Origin of the sequence: Sphingobium rhizovicinum, from assembly GCF_042647625.1 — a bacterium.
Taxonomy (GTDB): Bacteria; Pseudomonadota; Alphaproteobacteria; order Sphingomonadales; family Sphingomonadaceae; genus Sphingobium; species Sphingobium rhizovicinum.
The window spans coordinates 1,184,695-1,198,786 of sequence record NZ_JBHRVU010000004.1; the positions used below are offsets into that span (position 1 = coordinate 1,184,695).

The 14,092-nt window shown below is 65.2% G+C and carries 13 protein-coding genes; 5 read left to right on the plus strand and 8 right to left on the minus strand.

Annotated features, from left to right (window positions below):
- Nucleotides 1-93 precede the first annotated feature (93 nt).
- Nucleotides 94-1,326 (plus strand): SGNH/GDSL hydrolase family protein, encoded by a 1,233-nt coding sequence (locus ACFOKF_RS07135; RefSeq protein ID WP_380797699.1) that lies wholly within the window; start codon nucleotides 94-96, stop codon nucleotides 1,324-1,326.
- An 89-nt stretch (nucleotides 1,327-1,415) separates the two neighbouring features.
- Here ACFOKF_RS07135 and ACFOKF_RS07140 read toward each other — a convergent pair whose 3' ends face one another.
- Nucleotides 1,416-1,904, minus strand: coding sequence for an Lrp/AsnC family transcriptional regulator (locus tag ACFOKF_RS07140; RefSeq protein WP_298399677.1), 489 nt, complete (start codon nucleotides 1,902-1,904; stop codon nucleotides 1,416-1,418).
- Nucleotides 1,905-2,003: 99 nt separating this feature from the next.
- On the opposite strand from ACFOKF_RS07140, the gene putA reads away from it, so the two are divergent.
- Nucleotides 2,004-5,603 carry a trifunctional transcriptional regulator/proline dehydrogenase/L-glutamate gamma-semialdehyde dehydrogenase gene (gene putA / locus ACFOKF_RS07145; RefSeq protein ID WP_380794388.1) on the plus strand — a complete coding sequence of 1,200 codons (3,600 nt, stop codon included), beginning with the start codon at nucleotides 2,004-2,006 and terminating at the stop codon, nucleotides 5,601-5,603.
- A 12-nt stretch (nucleotides 5,604-5,615) separates the two neighbouring features.
- On the opposite strand, the gene ACFOKF_RS07150 is transcribed toward putA, so the two are convergent.
- From ACFOKF_RS07150 to ACFOKF_RS07160, 3 genes are all read right to left on the minus strand, one after another.
- Complete coding sequence (locus tag ACFOKF_RS07150; RefSeq protein ID WP_380794391.1) at nucleotides 5,616-7,130, minus strand: hypothetical protein; 1,515 nt, start codon at nucleotides 7,128-7,130, stop codon at nucleotides 5,616-5,618.
- A 122-nt stretch (nucleotides 7,131-7,252) separates the two neighbouring features.
- Nucleotides 7,253-7,657 (minus strand): alternative ribosome rescue aminoacyl-tRNA hydrolase ArfB, encoded by a 405-nt coding sequence (gene arfB / locus ACFOKF_RS07155; RefSeq protein WP_380794394.1) that lies wholly within the window; start codon nucleotides 7,655-7,657, stop codon nucleotides 7,253-7,255.
- Nucleotides 7,644-8,333 (minus strand): RluA family pseudouridine synthase, encoded by a 690-nt coding sequence (locus tag ACFOKF_RS07160; protein ID WP_380794396.1) that lies wholly within the window; start codon nucleotides 8,331-8,333, stop codon nucleotides 7,644-7,646. Before ACFOKF_RS07160 ends, arfB begins: the two co-directional genes overlap by 14 nt.
- Nucleotides 8,334-8,400: 67 nt before the next feature.
- Between ACFOKF_RS07160 and ACFOKF_RS07165 the strand changes: the two genes are divergently transcribed.
- On the plus strand, nucleotides 8,401-9,351 hold the full coding sequence (locus ACFOKF_RS07165; protein ID WP_380794398.1) for an acyltransferase family protein: 951 nt from the start codon (nucleotides 8,401-8,403) through the stop codon (nucleotides 9,349-9,351).
- A gap of 148 nt (nucleotides 9,352-9,499) precedes the next feature.
- Here ACFOKF_RS07165 and ACFOKF_RS07170 read toward each other — a convergent pair whose 3' ends face one another.
- Together ACFOKF_RS07170 and ACFOKF_RS07175 are read right to left on the minus strand one after the other, a co-directional pair.
- Nucleotides 9,500-10,360 (minus strand): sigma-70 family RNA polymerase sigma factor, encoded by an 861-nt coding sequence (locus tag ACFOKF_RS07170; protein WP_380794401.1) that lies wholly within the window; start codon nucleotides 10,358-10,360, stop codon nucleotides 9,500-9,502.
- Entirely contained in the window at nucleotides 10,360-10,815 is a 456-nt protein-coding gene (locus ACFOKF_RS07175; protein ID WP_380794404.1) for a carboxymuconolactone decarboxylase family protein, read from the minus strand. The genes ACFOKF_RS07170 and ACFOKF_RS07175 overlap by 1 nt, the downstream gene beginning before the upstream one ends.
- A 148-nt stretch (nucleotides 10,816-10,963) precedes the next feature.
- On the opposite strand from ACFOKF_RS07175, the gene ACFOKF_RS07180 reads away from it, so the two are divergent.
- Nucleotides 10,964-11,170, plus strand: coding sequence for a hypothetical protein (locus ACFOKF_RS07180; RefSeq protein ID WP_380794406.1), 207 nt, complete (start codon nucleotides 10,964-10,966; stop codon nucleotides 11,168-11,170).
- A 295-nt stretch (nucleotides 11,171-11,465) separates the two neighbouring features.
- Here ACFOKF_RS07180 and wrbA read toward each other — a convergent pair whose 3' ends face one another.
- Together wrbA and ACFOKF_RS07190 are read right to left on the minus strand one after the other, a co-directional pair.
- Complete coding sequence (gene wrbA, locus ACFOKF_RS07185) at nucleotides 11,466-12,065, minus strand: NAD(P)H:quinone oxidoreductase (protein ID WP_380794408.1); 600 nt, start codon at nucleotides 12,063-12,065, stop codon at nucleotides 11,466-11,468.
- A gap of 110 nt (nucleotides 12,066-12,175) precedes the next feature.
- The gene (locus ACFOKF_RS07190; RefSeq protein WP_380794411.1) at nucleotides 12,176-12,895 is read right to left on the minus strand and encodes a pirin family protein; all 720 of its coding nucleotides are present in this window, start codon (nucleotides 12,893-12,895) and stop codon (nucleotides 12,176-12,178) included.
- A gap of 106 nt (nucleotides 12,896-13,001) precedes the next feature.
- Here ACFOKF_RS07190 and ACFOKF_RS07195 point away from each other — a divergent pair, with 106 nt between their 5' ends.
- Nucleotides 13,002-13,895 (plus strand): LysR family transcriptional regulator, encoded by an 894-nt coding sequence (locus ACFOKF_RS07195; protein ID WP_380794414.1) that lies wholly within the window; start codon nucleotides 13,002-13,004, stop codon nucleotides 13,893-13,895.
- The last annotated feature ends 197 nt before the right edge of the window (nucleotides 13,896-14,092 follow it).

The following is a 14,092-nucleotide window of genomic DNA, read 5'->3' on the forward strand; positions in this document are numbered from 1 at the left end:
CTCCCAGGAAACCACTGACAGGGCCGGCCGCAACGCCGGCCCTTTTCTTTTGACGGATTGAACAGCGCAGACTGTTCGGGAAGAAGCATGACGATGATGTACCGGCTGGCCCCTTTGATCCTGCCGATCGCCTTGTTGACGGCAACCCCGGTTGCGGCGAAGACCTGCACACCCGCATGGGTGGCGGGCTGGGCGTCCGCGCAATTTCGCCCCACCGGCGACGCGGAACTGCCCGCCGGCACGCTGACCGACCGGACATTGCGCCAGATTGTGCGCCCTTCGGTTTCGGGCGACCGACTGCGGGTGCGTTTCTCCAACCTGGCGGGCACGAAGCCGCTGCGGATCGCCGGGGCCAGCATCGCGCGCGCACTGGGACCGGCCGACGCATCGGTCAATCCCGGCACGCTGATTTCTCTTCGCTTCGACGGCGCGCCTGAAGTCGTCATTCCCGCTGGCGCCGATTATCTGTCCGATCCGGTGTCGCTGCCGACAAAGGCGCTGGAGAATATCGCCATCTCCATCCGCTATGATGGCGAGCCTGAACAAACATCGCATCCCGGTTCGCGCGCCACATCCTGGCACCTGCCCGGTAATCATCTGACCGATGAAGCGATGGCAGGGGCGGCCAGTTTCGATCACTGGTTCAACCTCGCTGCCCTGGAAGTCGAACGCTGTGCGCCGGCCAAGCTGATCGTGGCGCTGGGCGATTCCATCACCGATGGCAAGGGATCGACCACCAACGGCAATGACCGCTGGACCGATGTGCTGGCCCGGCGGCTTCAGGCTGATCCGAAGCATCGCGATGTCGCCATCGTCAATCAGGGGATTGGCGGCAATCGGCTGCTGAACGACGGACTTGGTCCCAATGCGCTGGCGCGTCTCGACCGCGACGTGCTGGCCCAACCGGGCGTCAGCCACCTCATCCTGTTGGAAGGAATCAATGATCTGGGCACGCTGACCCGGGACGCGCCGGTGAGCGAAGAGGCACACCGCGCCCATGTCGCCCGCATCATCGGCGCCTATCGCCAGATCATCGCCCGCGCCCATGCAAAGGGGATCAAGGTGATCGGCGCGACCATCATGCCCTTTGTCGGCAATGATTATTATCATGCCGATGCGCACAATGAGGCGGACCGGCAGGCCGTGAACATATGGATCAGGACGCAGGGCAACTTCGACGCAGTGATCGATTTCGACCATGTGACCCGCGATCCGGCGCGTCCCGACCGATTGCTGCCCGCCTATGATGGCGGCGACGCGCTGCATCCCTCGCCAAAGGGCTATCGCGCCATGGGGGAGGCGGTGCAACTCTCGCTGTTCGACTAAACTCGCCTCCGTTCGCTTCGAGCGAAGTCGAGAAGCGGCTAGGGCCGCGCTTCATGTTTCTCGACTTCGCTCGAAACGAACGGACGATGTTACTTACCCCGGACTCGTCTGTGCCCGGCCTCCAGCACGGTTTCCATCGCGACGAAGGTGGATGTGCTGGCGACATGGGGCAGGGCGCTGATCTTTTCGCCCAGCACCGCGCGATAACGGCGGATGTCGGCGGTGCGGACCTTGAGCAAATAGTCGAAATTGCTGGCCAGCATATGACATTCCTCCACCTCCGGGATGCGCCGCACCGCTGCGTTAAATTCCCGCAGCGCCGCTTCGCGCGTGTCGGACAGCTTCACTTCGGTAAAGGCGATATGGTCCATGCCCAGCTTTGCGGGATCGACCATGGCGCGAAAGCCGCGAATGACGCCGGCCTCCTGCAATCGTTTCAGCCGCACCTGACAAGGTGTCTTGGAAAGGCCAACAAAAGCAGCAAGATCGGTCACGGTCATGCGTCCGTCGTCGACCAAAGCGGCTATGATCCGGCGGTCAAACTCGTCCAATTCGACTGTCTGGGGCTTATTATCCATGTAAAATACCTATCATGGTCGATTTAATAAGTCATTCTGCCTAGAAGGTGGTCATTCATAAGACGGAACGAAAAGCCGATCCGGGTTATTCTTTCGGTTATGACCGATCAGCCTTTCGCCCGCTTCGCCCCCGCCATCCGCCAGCCTACCCCGCTGCGTCAGGCGATTACCGCCGCTTATCGCCGGGACGAGGCGCAGGCGCTTGTGCCCCTGATCGCCGCCGCGACCCTGCCGGCGGAGACGAAAGCGGCGATTGCCGACACCGCCCGCACGCTCGTCACGGCGCTGCGCGCCAATCACAAGGGCACGGGCGTCGAAGGGCTGGTGCAGGAATATGCGCTCTCTAGTCAGGAGGGCGTGGCGCTGATGTGCCTGGCCGAAGCGCTGTTGCGCATCCCCGACACGGCCACGCGCGACGCGCTGATCCGTGACAAGATTGCTGACGGTGACTGGGGTTCGCATCTGGGCGGGGACAAGTCGCTGTTTGTCAATGCCGCCACCTGGGGGCTGGTCGTCACTGGCAAACTGGTCGGCAGCGTGGACGATCGCGGGCTGGGCGCGGCGCTGACCAGGCTTGTGGCGCGCGCGGGCGAGCCGGTGATCCGGCGCGGCGTCGACCTGGCCATGCGCATGATGGGCGAACAGTTCGTCACCGGCGAGACGATCAGGGAAGCGCTCAAGCGCGCGCGCGAGCTGGAGGCGAAGGGTTTCGCCTACAGCTATGACATGCTGGGGGAGGCGGCGACCACGGCCGCTGACGCGAAGCGCTATTATGCCGATTATGAACAGGCGATCCACGCCATCGGCAAGGCGGCGGCCGGGCGGGGCATCTATGCCGGGCCGGGCATTTCGATCAAATTGTCGGCGCTGCATCCCCGTTATGTCCGGGCGCAGGCGGAACGGGTGATGGGCGAATTGCTGCCCGCCGTGAAGAAACTGGCGCTGCTGTCGAAAAGCTACGACATCGGCCTCAACATCGATGCGGAGGAGGCGGACCGGCTCGAACTCTCGCTCGAACTGCTGGAAAGCCTGGCGACCGACCCGGACCTTGCCGGATGGAACGGGCTGGGCTTCGTGGTGCAGGGCTATGGCAAGCGCTGCCCCTTCGTCATCGACTGGATCATCGATCTGGCCCGCCGCGCCGATCGCCGCATCATGGTGCGGCTGGTCAAGGGCGCCTATTGGGATGCGGAGATCAAGCGGGCGCAGGTCGATGGCCTTGCCGACTTCCCGGTCTATACCCGCAAGGTCCATACCGACGTCGCCTATGTCGCCTGCGCGCAGAAATTGCTCGCCGCGCCCGACGCGGTGTTCCCGCAGTTTGCGACGCACAATGCGCAGACCTTGGCGACCATCTATCGGCTTGCCGGGCCGGAGTTCCAGATCGGCGACTATGAGTTCCAGTGCCTGCACGGCATGGGCGAGCCGCTTTATGAACAGGTCGTCGGCGCGGGCAAGCTGAACCGGCCGTGCCGCATCTACGCGCCGGTCGGCACGCATGAGACGCTGCTGGCCTATCTGGTGCGCCGCCTGCTGGAAAATGGCGCGAACAGCAGCTTCGTTAACCGCATCGCCGACCCCAATGTTTCGGTGGAGGAGATGATTGCCGATCCGGTCGACGTCGTGCGCGCGATGGCGCATCCCGGCCATCGGCATGATCAGATTGCGCTGCCCGCCGGCCTCTATCCCGATCGCCGCAATTCGGACGGGCTGGACCTCAGCCATGAAATGACGCTCGCCAGCCTCAGCGAAGCGCTGGCCCACAGCGCGACGATCGGTTGGACCGCAGCGCCAGAAGGCGCGACCGCGCCGTCGCGCACGGTGTTCAATCCCGCCGATCATCGCGACGTGGTGGGCCGCGTCACCGAAGCATCGCCCGAAGAAGCGCGCGCCGCGGCAATTCGCGCGGCCGCATCGCTCTGGTCCAACAGCCCCGTCGCCGATCGCGCCGCCGTGCTGGACCGCGCGGCGGATGCGATGCAGGCGCGCATGCCGATCCTGCTGGGCCTGATCATCCGCGAAGCCGGCAAGTCGCTGCCCAACGCCATCGCCGAAGTGCGCGAGGCGATCGATTTCCTGCGCTATTATGCGGCGCAGGCCCGCACCACATTCGGCCCGGCGCAGATTGCGCTTGGTCCCGTCACCTGCATCAGCCCCTGGAACTTCCCGCTCGCCATCTTCACCGGACAGGTCGCCGCGGCGCTGGTTGCGGGCAATCCGGTGCTGGCCAAGCCGGCCGAGGAAACCCCGCTGATCGCCGCCGAGGCCGTGCGCCTGCTGCATGAGGCCGGCGTGCCTGCCGATGCGCTGCAATTGCTGCCGGGCGACGGGCGGATCGGCGCGGCGCTGGTGGCCGCACCGCAAACGGCCGCCGTCATGTTTACCGGATCGACCGAAGTCGCGCGACTGATCCAGCGTCAGCTTGCCACGCGCCTGTCGCCGGCCGGCCGGCCCATCCCGCTGATCGCCGAAACCGGCGGCCAGAACGCCATGATCGTGGACAGCAGCGCCCTTGCCGAACAGGTGGTGGCCGATGTCATCGCCTCCGCTTTCGACAGCGCGGGCCAGCGCTGTTCGGCGCTGCGCATCCTCTGCTTGCAGGAGGATGTGTCCGATCGGACGCTGACGATGCTGAAGGGCGCGCTGGCGGAACTGCGCATCGGCCGCACCGACGCGCTGAAGATCGACATTGGTCCGGTCATCAGCGCCGAGGCGCGCGATACGATCAACGCCCATATCGACGCCATGGCGACGCTGGGCCGCAAGGTGGAGCAGAGCGTGCTGCCGACGGAAGCCCAGCATGGCACCTTCGTCCCGCCCACGATCATCGAGATTGATTCCATCGCGGACCTGAGCCGGGAGGTGTTCGGCCCCGTCCTGCATGTGCTGCGCTTCAAACGCGACCGGCTGGATGCGCTGGTCGATCAGATCAACGCCACCGGCTATGGCCTGACCTTCGGCCTGCACACCCGGCTGGATGAGACGGTCGCGCGCGTCACGGCGCGGGTGAAGGTGGGCAATATCTATGTCAACCGCAACGTCATCGGCGCGATCGTGGGCGTGCAGCCCTTTGGCGGCTGCGGTCTGTCAGGCACCGGGCCGAAGGCGGGCGGACCGCTTTATCTGGGGCGGCTGGTGACGGCGCCGCCGGTCTTTGCCGAACGGGTCAGCCATTTGCGGTCGCCGCTCCACGCCTTTGCCGACTGGCTGGATGCGCAGGGCGATGCGGACGCCGCCGCGCAGGCCCGCCGCACCGGCGACGCATCTGCGCTGGGTGTCGAAATCGCGCTGCCCGGCCCGGTGGGGGAGCGCAACCTCTATGCGCTGCATCCGCGCGGCCGCATCCTGCTGCGCCCGGCGACCCATCAGGGCCTCTATCGTCAGATGGCGGCGATCCTGGCGACGGGCAATCAGGGGGTGGTGCAGGGCATGACCCTGCCGGACGATCTGCCTGCCGAAGTCGCCGCCTGCTTCACCCACAAGACGGGTGGTCCCTATGCCGCCGCGCTGGTGGAGGGCGACGCCGCCAAGATCGCCGCGACCACCCAATGCGTCGCCGACATGCCCGGCCCGATCCTGTCGGTCCATGCCGACGATCATGGCCATGGCTATTGCCTGGACTGGCTGCTGGAGGAGGTGTCGACTTCGGTGAACACGACGGCGGCGGGCGGCAATGCCAGCCTGATGATGATCGGCTGAGGATAAGCCTGTTCAGGGCTGGACGCAGGCCAGCACGGTGATGGGCGCGCGCCCGAAGTCGCGGCATTGCCAGCGCGGATCGATGCGGGAAATCGCCCAGGGATGCGCCTGTCCGCGTGTGCCCGGAACGCTGGCGTCATAGGCCCACAGGATCGCGCTGTGCGGCCGTTCGCCCGCCAGTTGCAGCAGCAGGCGGTTGGGATCGCCCCGGCGCGGCCATGGCGGCGCCGTGACGGGCATGGGATGGCCGTCACGGCGCAGGAAGTAGCCGCCGACCTGCGCCATATGCCCGTCGGGATCATCCAGCCCGGCGGTCGGGCTGTCCCAGAGCATCACCAACTGTCTGGCACCATGGGCCGCGATCCATTGCGATGGCTGTTCGAAGTTGAAGGCGTAGCGAAAATCCTCCTCCGGCGCGCGGACATAGCCGGCCAGTTGCGCCGCCGCCGATCCGGTCATCAGGCACAGCATGGGCGCGGCGATCAGCGGCGCGGCCTTGCCCATGCGCCGGATCCAGAAGGCGACGCCGGCCAGCAGCGCCGGCACATAAGGCAGGATGTAGCGGGCGGTGAAGGACGGCACCAGGAAGCCCATGCTCATGACGATCGTTACCGCGATCAGGCCGCTGCCGACCAGCGCAGTCTGGGCCGCGCTATAGGGCCAGGCGGCCTTGCCACGGCGCGCGGCGATCATGTCATGCACGAAGCTGGCGGCCATCGCGCCGAGCAGCAATACGCCCGGCCAGGCAAGGCCCGTCAGCAGCGACGGGATCAGCCACAGCGCGTCCAGCCCCAGCGTGCCGTACCAGACCGTGTCCTTGTTGGTGAAGCTGAGGATGAAGGGCAGGTGAAACGCCATCCATGCCGTCATCGGGACCAGCGGCAGCAGCGCCGGCCAGGTGCGGATCGCCTGTCGCGGTCGGATCGCCAGATAGGCGATGCCCTGTATCCCGCAGATGACGGCGGCATGATAATGGGTCAGCACAGTCAGCGCCGACAGGCCGGTCCACCAGAAGGCGCGGCGCAGGTCAGGCTGTTCGATCAGGCGCAGGAAGGCGATGGCATGCGCGGTCGCGAGCAGGAACAACAGCGCATAGGGGCGGGCCTGCGTCGCGGAATCAAAGCCGATCACCGACAGGGCCGTCACCGCCGCCCAGATCATCCGAACCTGCCGGTCGGGATAGCCCCGCCAGAGGATCAGCAAGGGCGTGGCGATCGACAGGATCAGGCTGGGCAGGCGCAGCGCAACATTGCTGTCGCCGACGACCTGCTGCCATGCGAACAACATCGAATAATAGGTCGGGCCGCTCAGTTCCCGCAGCATCCAGCGGACAAGATGGGCAATATCCGGTTGGGTGGCGATGACGGCGGAAAAGGTTTCGTCGAACCAGAGCGGCGCGTTCATGCCGGAAAAGAGCCGGCAGGCAAGGCCCACGACCAGCGCGGTCCAGCAGAGCGGCGTTATCAGATCCGGCGCGACGCGGGGCAGGGCAGGCGCGTGGGGGAGCGGCAGGGCGGCGTCAGCCATGGCCCGTCCCGATCCTGATCTGCTGCCATGGCATCTGCGTATCTCCCCGTCCGATCGGGCGGGTCTAGCGGCCAGATGCTAAGAAAGGCTTTACCATCTTTCCCGGCCATCTCTCTTCTGGCTCAGTCGAACTTCACCTTGCCGCGTCCCTGTTTCACCGAACTGCGTGCCTTCTTGGAATCGACGCGGCGCGCCTTTGCCGCCTTCCCCGGCTTGGTGGCGATGCGGCGGGCGTCGCGCTCATGCGCCTTGGCGATCATCTCCATCAGGCGGTCGCGCGCATCCTGCCGGTTGGCCTCCTGCGTGCGGAAGCGGTTGGCCTGAATCAGGATTTCATTGGCGGATGTCAGGCGCGATCCCGCCAGTTCCTTGATCTTGCGATAGGCATGGACCGGCAGGCCCAGCTTGAACAGGTTGACGCGCAGCTGCACCGCGGTCGCCACCTTGTTCACATTCTGCCCGCCGGGGCCGCCCCCGGTGATGAAGCGCTCCTCCAGCGCATCATCGGGAATGTCAAAGTCCGGCATCGTCCAATATCTCCGGCCCGAAGCCGGCGGCGATGAAGCTGGCGGGCAGGGGGGCGGTGGCCTCTGCCGCGGGCTTGTCGCCGCGCGGCATGCTGAGGAAGCGGCTGTGCAGCAGCATCGCGGCTTTGGAGGATGTGGGCCCATCGCCATAGACCGGATCGCCGACGATGCCGAAGCCAAGCCCATGCTGGGCGTGGACGCGAATCTGGTGGGTGCGGCCGGTTTCGGGCGTGAAGGCGATCAGCGCGCGGCCATCCTTTTCCGCCAGCTTGCGCCAGTGGGTGACGGCGGGCTTGCCCGCCTTGGCCGCGATCATGCGCCATCCCTGCGCGGCGGTGCTGACCTTCTTCAGCGACAATTCGATCGTGCCTTCATTCTCCTCCGGCACGCCTTCCAGCACGGCGACATAGCGCTTGGTGACGGTTCCCGCCTCGAACGCGGCGGCGAAGCGCTTGTGCGCCTTGGGATTGCGCGCGAGCAGCAGGCAGCCGCTGGTGTCGCGGTCCAGGCGGTGGACCGGCAGCGGCCAGCGCTGGAAGCCGAAGGTCAGCGAGGCGAGATGATTTTCCAGCGCGATCGACCCGTCGCGCGGCGCATCCACCGGCAGGCCGGCAGGCTTGTCGAGGATCAGCGCCTCGCCATCGATAAACAGGACATGGTCGGTCAGCAGGGCCAAGGAAGAGGTTCCGATCGCATATAGGAAGAATTGACGTAATCGCCGCATCCTATAGGGCGTGGGGGCGATGGAGAATAGGGGGCATCAGCAGGCCCCATATCGGCTCGACTGGGTCGATGTGGCGCGCGGCATCGGGATCGTCGCCGTGGTGGTCGGCCATGTGTGGACGCGCGGGCCATTGCGCGACGCGATGTACAGCTTTCACATGCCGCTTTTCTTCCTGCTGTCGGGCATGTTGTCGCGCCCGCATCCGGCGGGCGCCTTCACCCGGCGGCAACTGGTCAGCCAGATGCGGCCCTATGCCGCCTTCCTGATTTTGCTGATCGTCGCCGACCAGATCATAGAGCGCGCAAAGGGGCATGTACCGATCTTCCACCAATGGCCGGAAGATATGGTCCCGATCCTGCTGGGCGGCTTCTGGCTGCGCGGGCCTTTCACCATTTTCTGGTTCGTGCCCTGCCTGATGGTGGCGCGCATGCTGTTCAACATTGCGCTCAACCGCTGGCCCGATGTGCTGGATCGGTGCTGGGGGTTGATCCTGCCGCCGATGCTGTTGATGGCCTATGCGCTGGGCTGGTGGACGCAGGCGTCGCCGCTGGGGCTGCTGAGCGTGCCGATGGCGTTCGTGCTGTTGTGGGTCGGCGCGGTCTGGCCAAGGCTGCGCTGGCATAATGGGCTGATCGCGCCGCTGGGCGCACTGGCGCTGGTGGGTCTTGCCGGCATTGGGCCGACGCTCAACATGAAGATCGCCGATTATGGCTGGCCGATCCTGTCGATCGGCGCGGCCGTGGCGACTTCGTTGCTGATCTTTCGCCTGTCAGCCCGGATTGCGGGCCATGCCGGGCCGCTGGCGGCGCTGGGCCGGGCGGCGCTGGTGATCATGTACCTGCATGTCGCGGTGATCCATTATCTGACGCCCTATCTGGGCAAGCCATGGTTGCTGGCGCTGGCATTGCTTCTGCCTTTCGCGACCTTCCACCTGATCCGGCGAACGCCGCTGCGGCGGGTTTTTCTCTAGCGGTGCGGATGGGTGGGGAGGGGACGGTCTGCTTTTTCGCCGTCATCCCAGCGAAGGCTGGGATCTGGAGCCTCGTAGCGCGTCCTCTCCTACGACCCCAGCCTTCGCTGGGGTGACGGATAGTGGCCGATACCAGCTTTTCACCCCCTCAATGCACATGCCGCAGCTTGTCGGGGTTGCGCATGATGTAGATCGCGCGGACCTTGCCATCCTCTATGTCCAGCGCCGTGGTCTGCACCACGCCATCAGCTTCGCGCGTGACGAAGCCGGGCAGGCCGTTGATGATGCAGGTGCGCAGCAGGGTCGATCCGTATTTGCCGAACAGCACGGCCAGCGCCTTGTGGACCTGCATGACCTGACCATGGCCGATCGCCGGGCGGATCGCGGCCGGGCGCTTGCCGCCGCCATCGCTGTGGAAGCTGACGTCGGCGGCCAGCATCGCGCCCAATGCGCCCATGTCGCCGCTGCGGGAGGCGGCGAAGAAGGCCGAGGCGATCTCCATGCCGCGCTGCTTTTCGATCTGGTAGCGCGGACGGGCGTCGCGAACATGAGTGCGGGCGCGGGCGGCAAGCTGGCGACAGGCGGCGGCGTCGCGGCCCACGGTGGCGGCGACCTCCTCGAACCCCAGCCCGAAGACGTCGTGCAGCAGAAAGGCTGCGCGCTCCAGCGGCGAGAGCCGCTCAAGGGCGAGCATCAGCGGCAGGGCGACATCTTCGGTGTCTTCCTCATCCTCGACCAGCGGTTCGGGCAGCCAGGGACCGACATAGGTTTCGCGCCGGACCCGCGCGGATTTGAGCTGGTCGAGGCACAGGCGCGTCACCGTACGGCGCAGAAAGGCTTCGGGTTCGCGTATCTCGCTGCGGTCCGTGCCCATCCAGCGGATGAAGGCGTCCTGCACCACATCCTCGGCATCGGCGACTGATCCCAGCATGCGATAGGCGACCCGGATCAGGCGGGGACGCAACGGGTCGAAGCTGTCGGCGGCGTCCATCTGCGTCCCCCCAATCATCAGGCGGCTGCCTTCATCGGCATGTCGTACCAGAGGTTGAAGCCCACGGCGATGCGGTTCCAGCCATTGATGATGTTGATCATCAGGGTCAGCTTGACCTGTTCCTCCTCGGTGAACTCCCAGTTCAGCGCTTCTTTGGCGGCCTCATGGCTGTGGCCCTTGGCGATTTCGGTCAACGCTTCGGTCCAGGCCAGCGCGGCGCGCTCGCGGTCGGTGTAGCAGGGGGCTTCGCGCCAGGCGGTGAGCAGGTAGATGCGTTGTTCCGTCTCGCCCTTCGCGCGCGCTTCGTAGGTGTGCATGTTGATGCAGTTGGCGCAGCCGTTGATTTGCGAAGAGCGGATCTTCACCAGTTCGATGAGGCTCGGTTCCAGGCTGTCGGCGACGGCGGTGGAGAGCGCGGTCCAACTCTTCATCAGCTGGGGGGCGGCGGCGTAGGGATTGATTTTGTCGGTCATGATGCAGCTCCTTTCATCGGTTCTGCTGACATGACGAGATGGCGGCGGCGGATGTGACATGGGCGGCGAATTTTTCGCCCGTCGCGTAATTTTTTTGCCATCCTGCCTCTGGACAGGATGCGGCGCTCGCCGCTACCGGGCGCGCCCTATGTCAGTCATTGCCACCATCATGAACACGGCCACCGGCCAGCCCATCCAGAAAATGAAGTTCGAGCGCATGCCCAAGCCATGGGTGTCGCTGAACCTTGAAAGCGGGGAGCTGGTGACGGCCGACCGCGTCGTCGTGGGCAAGCCCGCGCCGGGCAAGTTCATCACCCCGGTCGAAGTCTGGGTCACGCCCAAGACGGCCGGCTGACAGCATCGCAACAGCGTCTGAGTAGAAATTTGTCCTGAATTGCGCCTTTGGCGCATCCGCACTGGCCCGCTCCCCCACCCGACCACCCATCAGGATACCATGTCTGGGTGGTCGGGTGGGGGAGCGGGCCGGTGCCGCAACGAAAATGCGCCCTTCCGCGCATTTTTCAAACGGATAACAAAAAGGGGCCGGCGCATAGTCCCGATGCGCCGGCCCCTTACGACCTGTCTCAAGCCTTTTGATGCGACCCAAAGGCTCGGGCCATGCCGCAGGTCGTAGACGCCGCGGCGATTGATCAGCCGTGCAGCTTGATCGCGGTTTCTGCAATCCGGCGGCCCTGATAGCGGGCGCCGTCCAGTTCTTCCTCGCTCGGCTGGCGGCTGCCATCGCCATCGGCCAGCGTGGTCGCGCCATAGGGCGATCCGCCGCGCACCTTGTCCACGCCCATCTGGCCCTGGAACCCATAGTCGAGGCCGACGATGGTCATGCCGAAATGCAGCAGGTTGGTGATGATCGAAAAGAGCGTGACTTCCTGACCGCCATGCTGCGAGGCGGTCGAGGTGAAGGCGCCGCCGACCTTGCCATTCAATGCGCCGCGCGCCCACAGGCCGCCGGCCTGATCGAGGAAGGAGGCCATCTGGCTGGACATGCGGCCAAAGCGCGTGCCGGTGCCCACGATGATGGCGTCATAATCGGCCAGTTCGGCGACGGTGGCGACCGGCGCGTCCTGATCCAGCTTGAAATGGGCGTTCTTGGCGACTTCGAGCGGCGCGGTTTCGGGCACGCGGCGAATGTCGACGGTCGCGCCAGTCGATGCGGCGCCTTCGGCCACGGCCTTCGCCATCGTTTCGATGTGGCCGTAGGAGGAATAATAGAGAACCAGAACCTTAGCCATGATGAAGTCTCCTTACCTGAAAACTGGGAAGAATGGGGTGGCCGCCTGCATGAGGGGGATGCAGGCGGCCCGGCCCGTCCAGAGGGAGGGGATAGAACGGGCCAAGAGGGTTAAATGCTGTCGACCAGGACGATTTCCGCGTCCTCGATCGCGGTGATGGTGATGGGCGCGCCGCCGATGATGGCCGCGCCGTCGCGGGCTTCGAAAGGCTGGCCGTCAATCTCGATCCGGCCCGTCGCCGGCACCAGATAGAGGTGGCGGCCTTCGCCAGCGTCATAGGTCACGCTTTCACCCGCCCTGATCGTGCCGCCCAGCAGGCGAGCGTCGGCGCGGATGCGCAGCGCTTCCCTGTCCTCATCATAACCGCTGGCCAGAACCACCAGCTTGCCGGAGCGATCGCCCTTGGGGAAAGGCTTGGCGCCCCAGCTGGGCTGACCGCCACGAGCACGGGGGATGACCCAGATCTGGAACAGGGTGGTGGTTTCATCCTCCAGATTATATTCGGCGTGGCGGATGCCCGTGCCCGCCGACATGACCTGAACATCGCCCGCTTCCGTGCGGCCCTTATTGCCCAGGCTGTCCTGGTGGGTGATCGCGCCGGTGCGGACATAAGTGATGATTTCCATGTCGCTGTGCGGGTGGGGCGGAAAGCCCGAACGCGGCCCGATCTCGTCATCGTTCCACACCCGGATCGCACCCCAGTGCATGCGCTCTTCGTCATAATAATCGGCGAAGGAAAAATGATGGCGTGCATTGAGCCAGCCATGGTCGGCATGGCCCAGCGACGCGAACGGGCGGCGCTCGATGCGGCTCGCGGTGGTCGTGGACATAGCATTTGCCTTTCGTTGCGGAGGCGGAGGCTTCCGCTTGCTTTCCGACAATCTAGCCATCAGTGTCGTTTCTTAAACCGGCAGCTTTGAAACGGATTGTTTCCCGATGCGACTACCTGATTTTGAAGCCTGGGCGATGTTCGCCGCCGTGGTGGAGCATCGCAGCTTCACCGACGCGGCCAAGGCGCTGAGCGTGTCGAAGGCGACCGTGTCGAAGGCGGTGACGCGGCTGGAGGAGCATCTGGACACCAGCCTGTTCAACCGCACCAGCCGCCGTCTGGCGCTGACTGAAAGCGGCAAGCGTTTGGCCGACCACGCCCAGCGCATCCTGATCGAGGGTCAGGCGGCGGAGGAAGCGGCGCGCGACGAGACGGCCGACCTGTCGGGCGTGGTGCGGCTGGGCGCGCCCATGACCTTCGGCCTGCTGCGGGTCGCGCCGCTGATCGCGCAATTCACTAAGGAGCATCCGCTGGTCGATGTCGATTTGCATCTGTCCGATGCGAAGATCGACATCGTCGAAATGGGGCTGGATGCGACGATCCGCATCGCCGACATGCCTGACAGCAGCCTGCGCGCGCGCAGGCTGGCGGACGTGACGATGCATGTGATCGCATCGCCCGCCTATCTGGATGCGCGCGGCCGGCCGCAGCATCCTTCCGATCTGGGCACCCATGACTGCCTTTGTTACTCGAATGTCGCCACGCCGGACGTGTGGCGCTTCTCCGGGCCGGGGCAGCAGAATGTCGTGGTGCAGGTGCGCAGTCGCATCACCGTCAACAGCGGGGAAGCGATGCTGCCCGCGCTGCGTCTGGGGGTGGGGGTGGCGCGCCTGCCCGACTTCATCATCGGCGACGCGCTGGCGAAAGGCGAGGTGGAGGAGATATTGACCGACTGGCGGCCGGCGCCTTTCGGCCTGCATCTGGTGACGCCGCCCTCGCGCCTGCGCCCTGCGCGCGTTGATGCGCTGCTGGACTTCCTGACGCGGCATCATGGCTGTTAACCGCGTCGGGAAACTGAACGAAAATTTTTTCCTTAACGGCCTCATGATGATGGCTGCATAGGCGGCAAAATGCCTCGTTTCGCAGGTGAACCCATCTTGACTTCAGGCCGACCGTTACGCTGTCAACTCTTTGTAAATAGATTCGTTTTGCCACGACTCGCGCATTTCCGCCGGTTAGCGAAAAATTAACCTTTGTC

Bases quoted from the DNA above. Each gene is read 5' to 3' on its own strand.
- ACFOKF_RS07135 (WP_380797699.1), top strand. From the start codon at position 94: ATGATGTACCGGCTGGCCCCTTTGATCCTGCCGATCGCCTTGTTGACG.
- ACFOKF_RS07140 (WP_298399677.1), bottom strand. From the start codon at position 1,904: ATGGATAATAAGCCCCAGACAGTCGAATTGGACGAGTTTGACCGCCGG.
- putA (WP_380794388.1), top strand. From the start codon at position 2,004: ATGACCGATCAGCCTTTCGCCCGCTTCGCCCCCGCCATCCGCCAGCCT.
- ACFOKF_RS07150 (WP_380794391.1), bottom strand. From the start codon at position 7,130: ATGGCTGACGCCGCCCTGCCGCTCCCCCACGCGCCTGCCCTGCCCCGC.
- arfB (WP_380794394.1), bottom strand. From the start codon at position 7,657: ATGCCGGACTTTGACATTCCCGATGATGCGCTGGAGGAGCGCTTCATC.
- ACFOKF_RS07165 (WP_380794398.1), top strand. From the start codon at position 8,401: ATGGAGAATAGGGGGCATCAGCAGGCCCCATATCGGCTCGACTGGGTC.
- ACFOKF_RS07170 (WP_380794401.1), bottom strand. From the start codon at position 10,360: ATGATTGGGGGGACGCAGATGGACGCCGCCGACAGCTTCGACCCGTTG.
- ACFOKF_RS07175 (WP_380794404.1), bottom strand. From the start codon at position 10,815: ATGACCGACAAAATCAATCCCTACGCCGCCGCCCCCCAGCTGATGAAG.
- ACFOKF_RS07180 (WP_380794406.1), top strand. From the start codon at position 10,964: ATGTCAGTCATTGCCACCATCATGAACACGGCCACCGGCCAGCCCATC.
- wrbA (WP_380794408.1), bottom strand. From the start codon at position 12,065: ATGGCTAAGGTTCTGGTTCTCTATTATTCCTCCTACGGCCACATCGAA.
- ACFOKF_RS07190 (WP_380794411.1), bottom strand. From the start codon at position 12,895: ATGTCCACGACCACCGCGAGCCGCATCGAGCGCCGCCCGTTCGCGTCG.
- ACFOKF_RS07195 (WP_380794414.1), top strand. From the start codon at position 13,002: ATGCGACTACCTGATTTTGAAGCCTGGGCGATGTTCGCCGCCGTGGTG.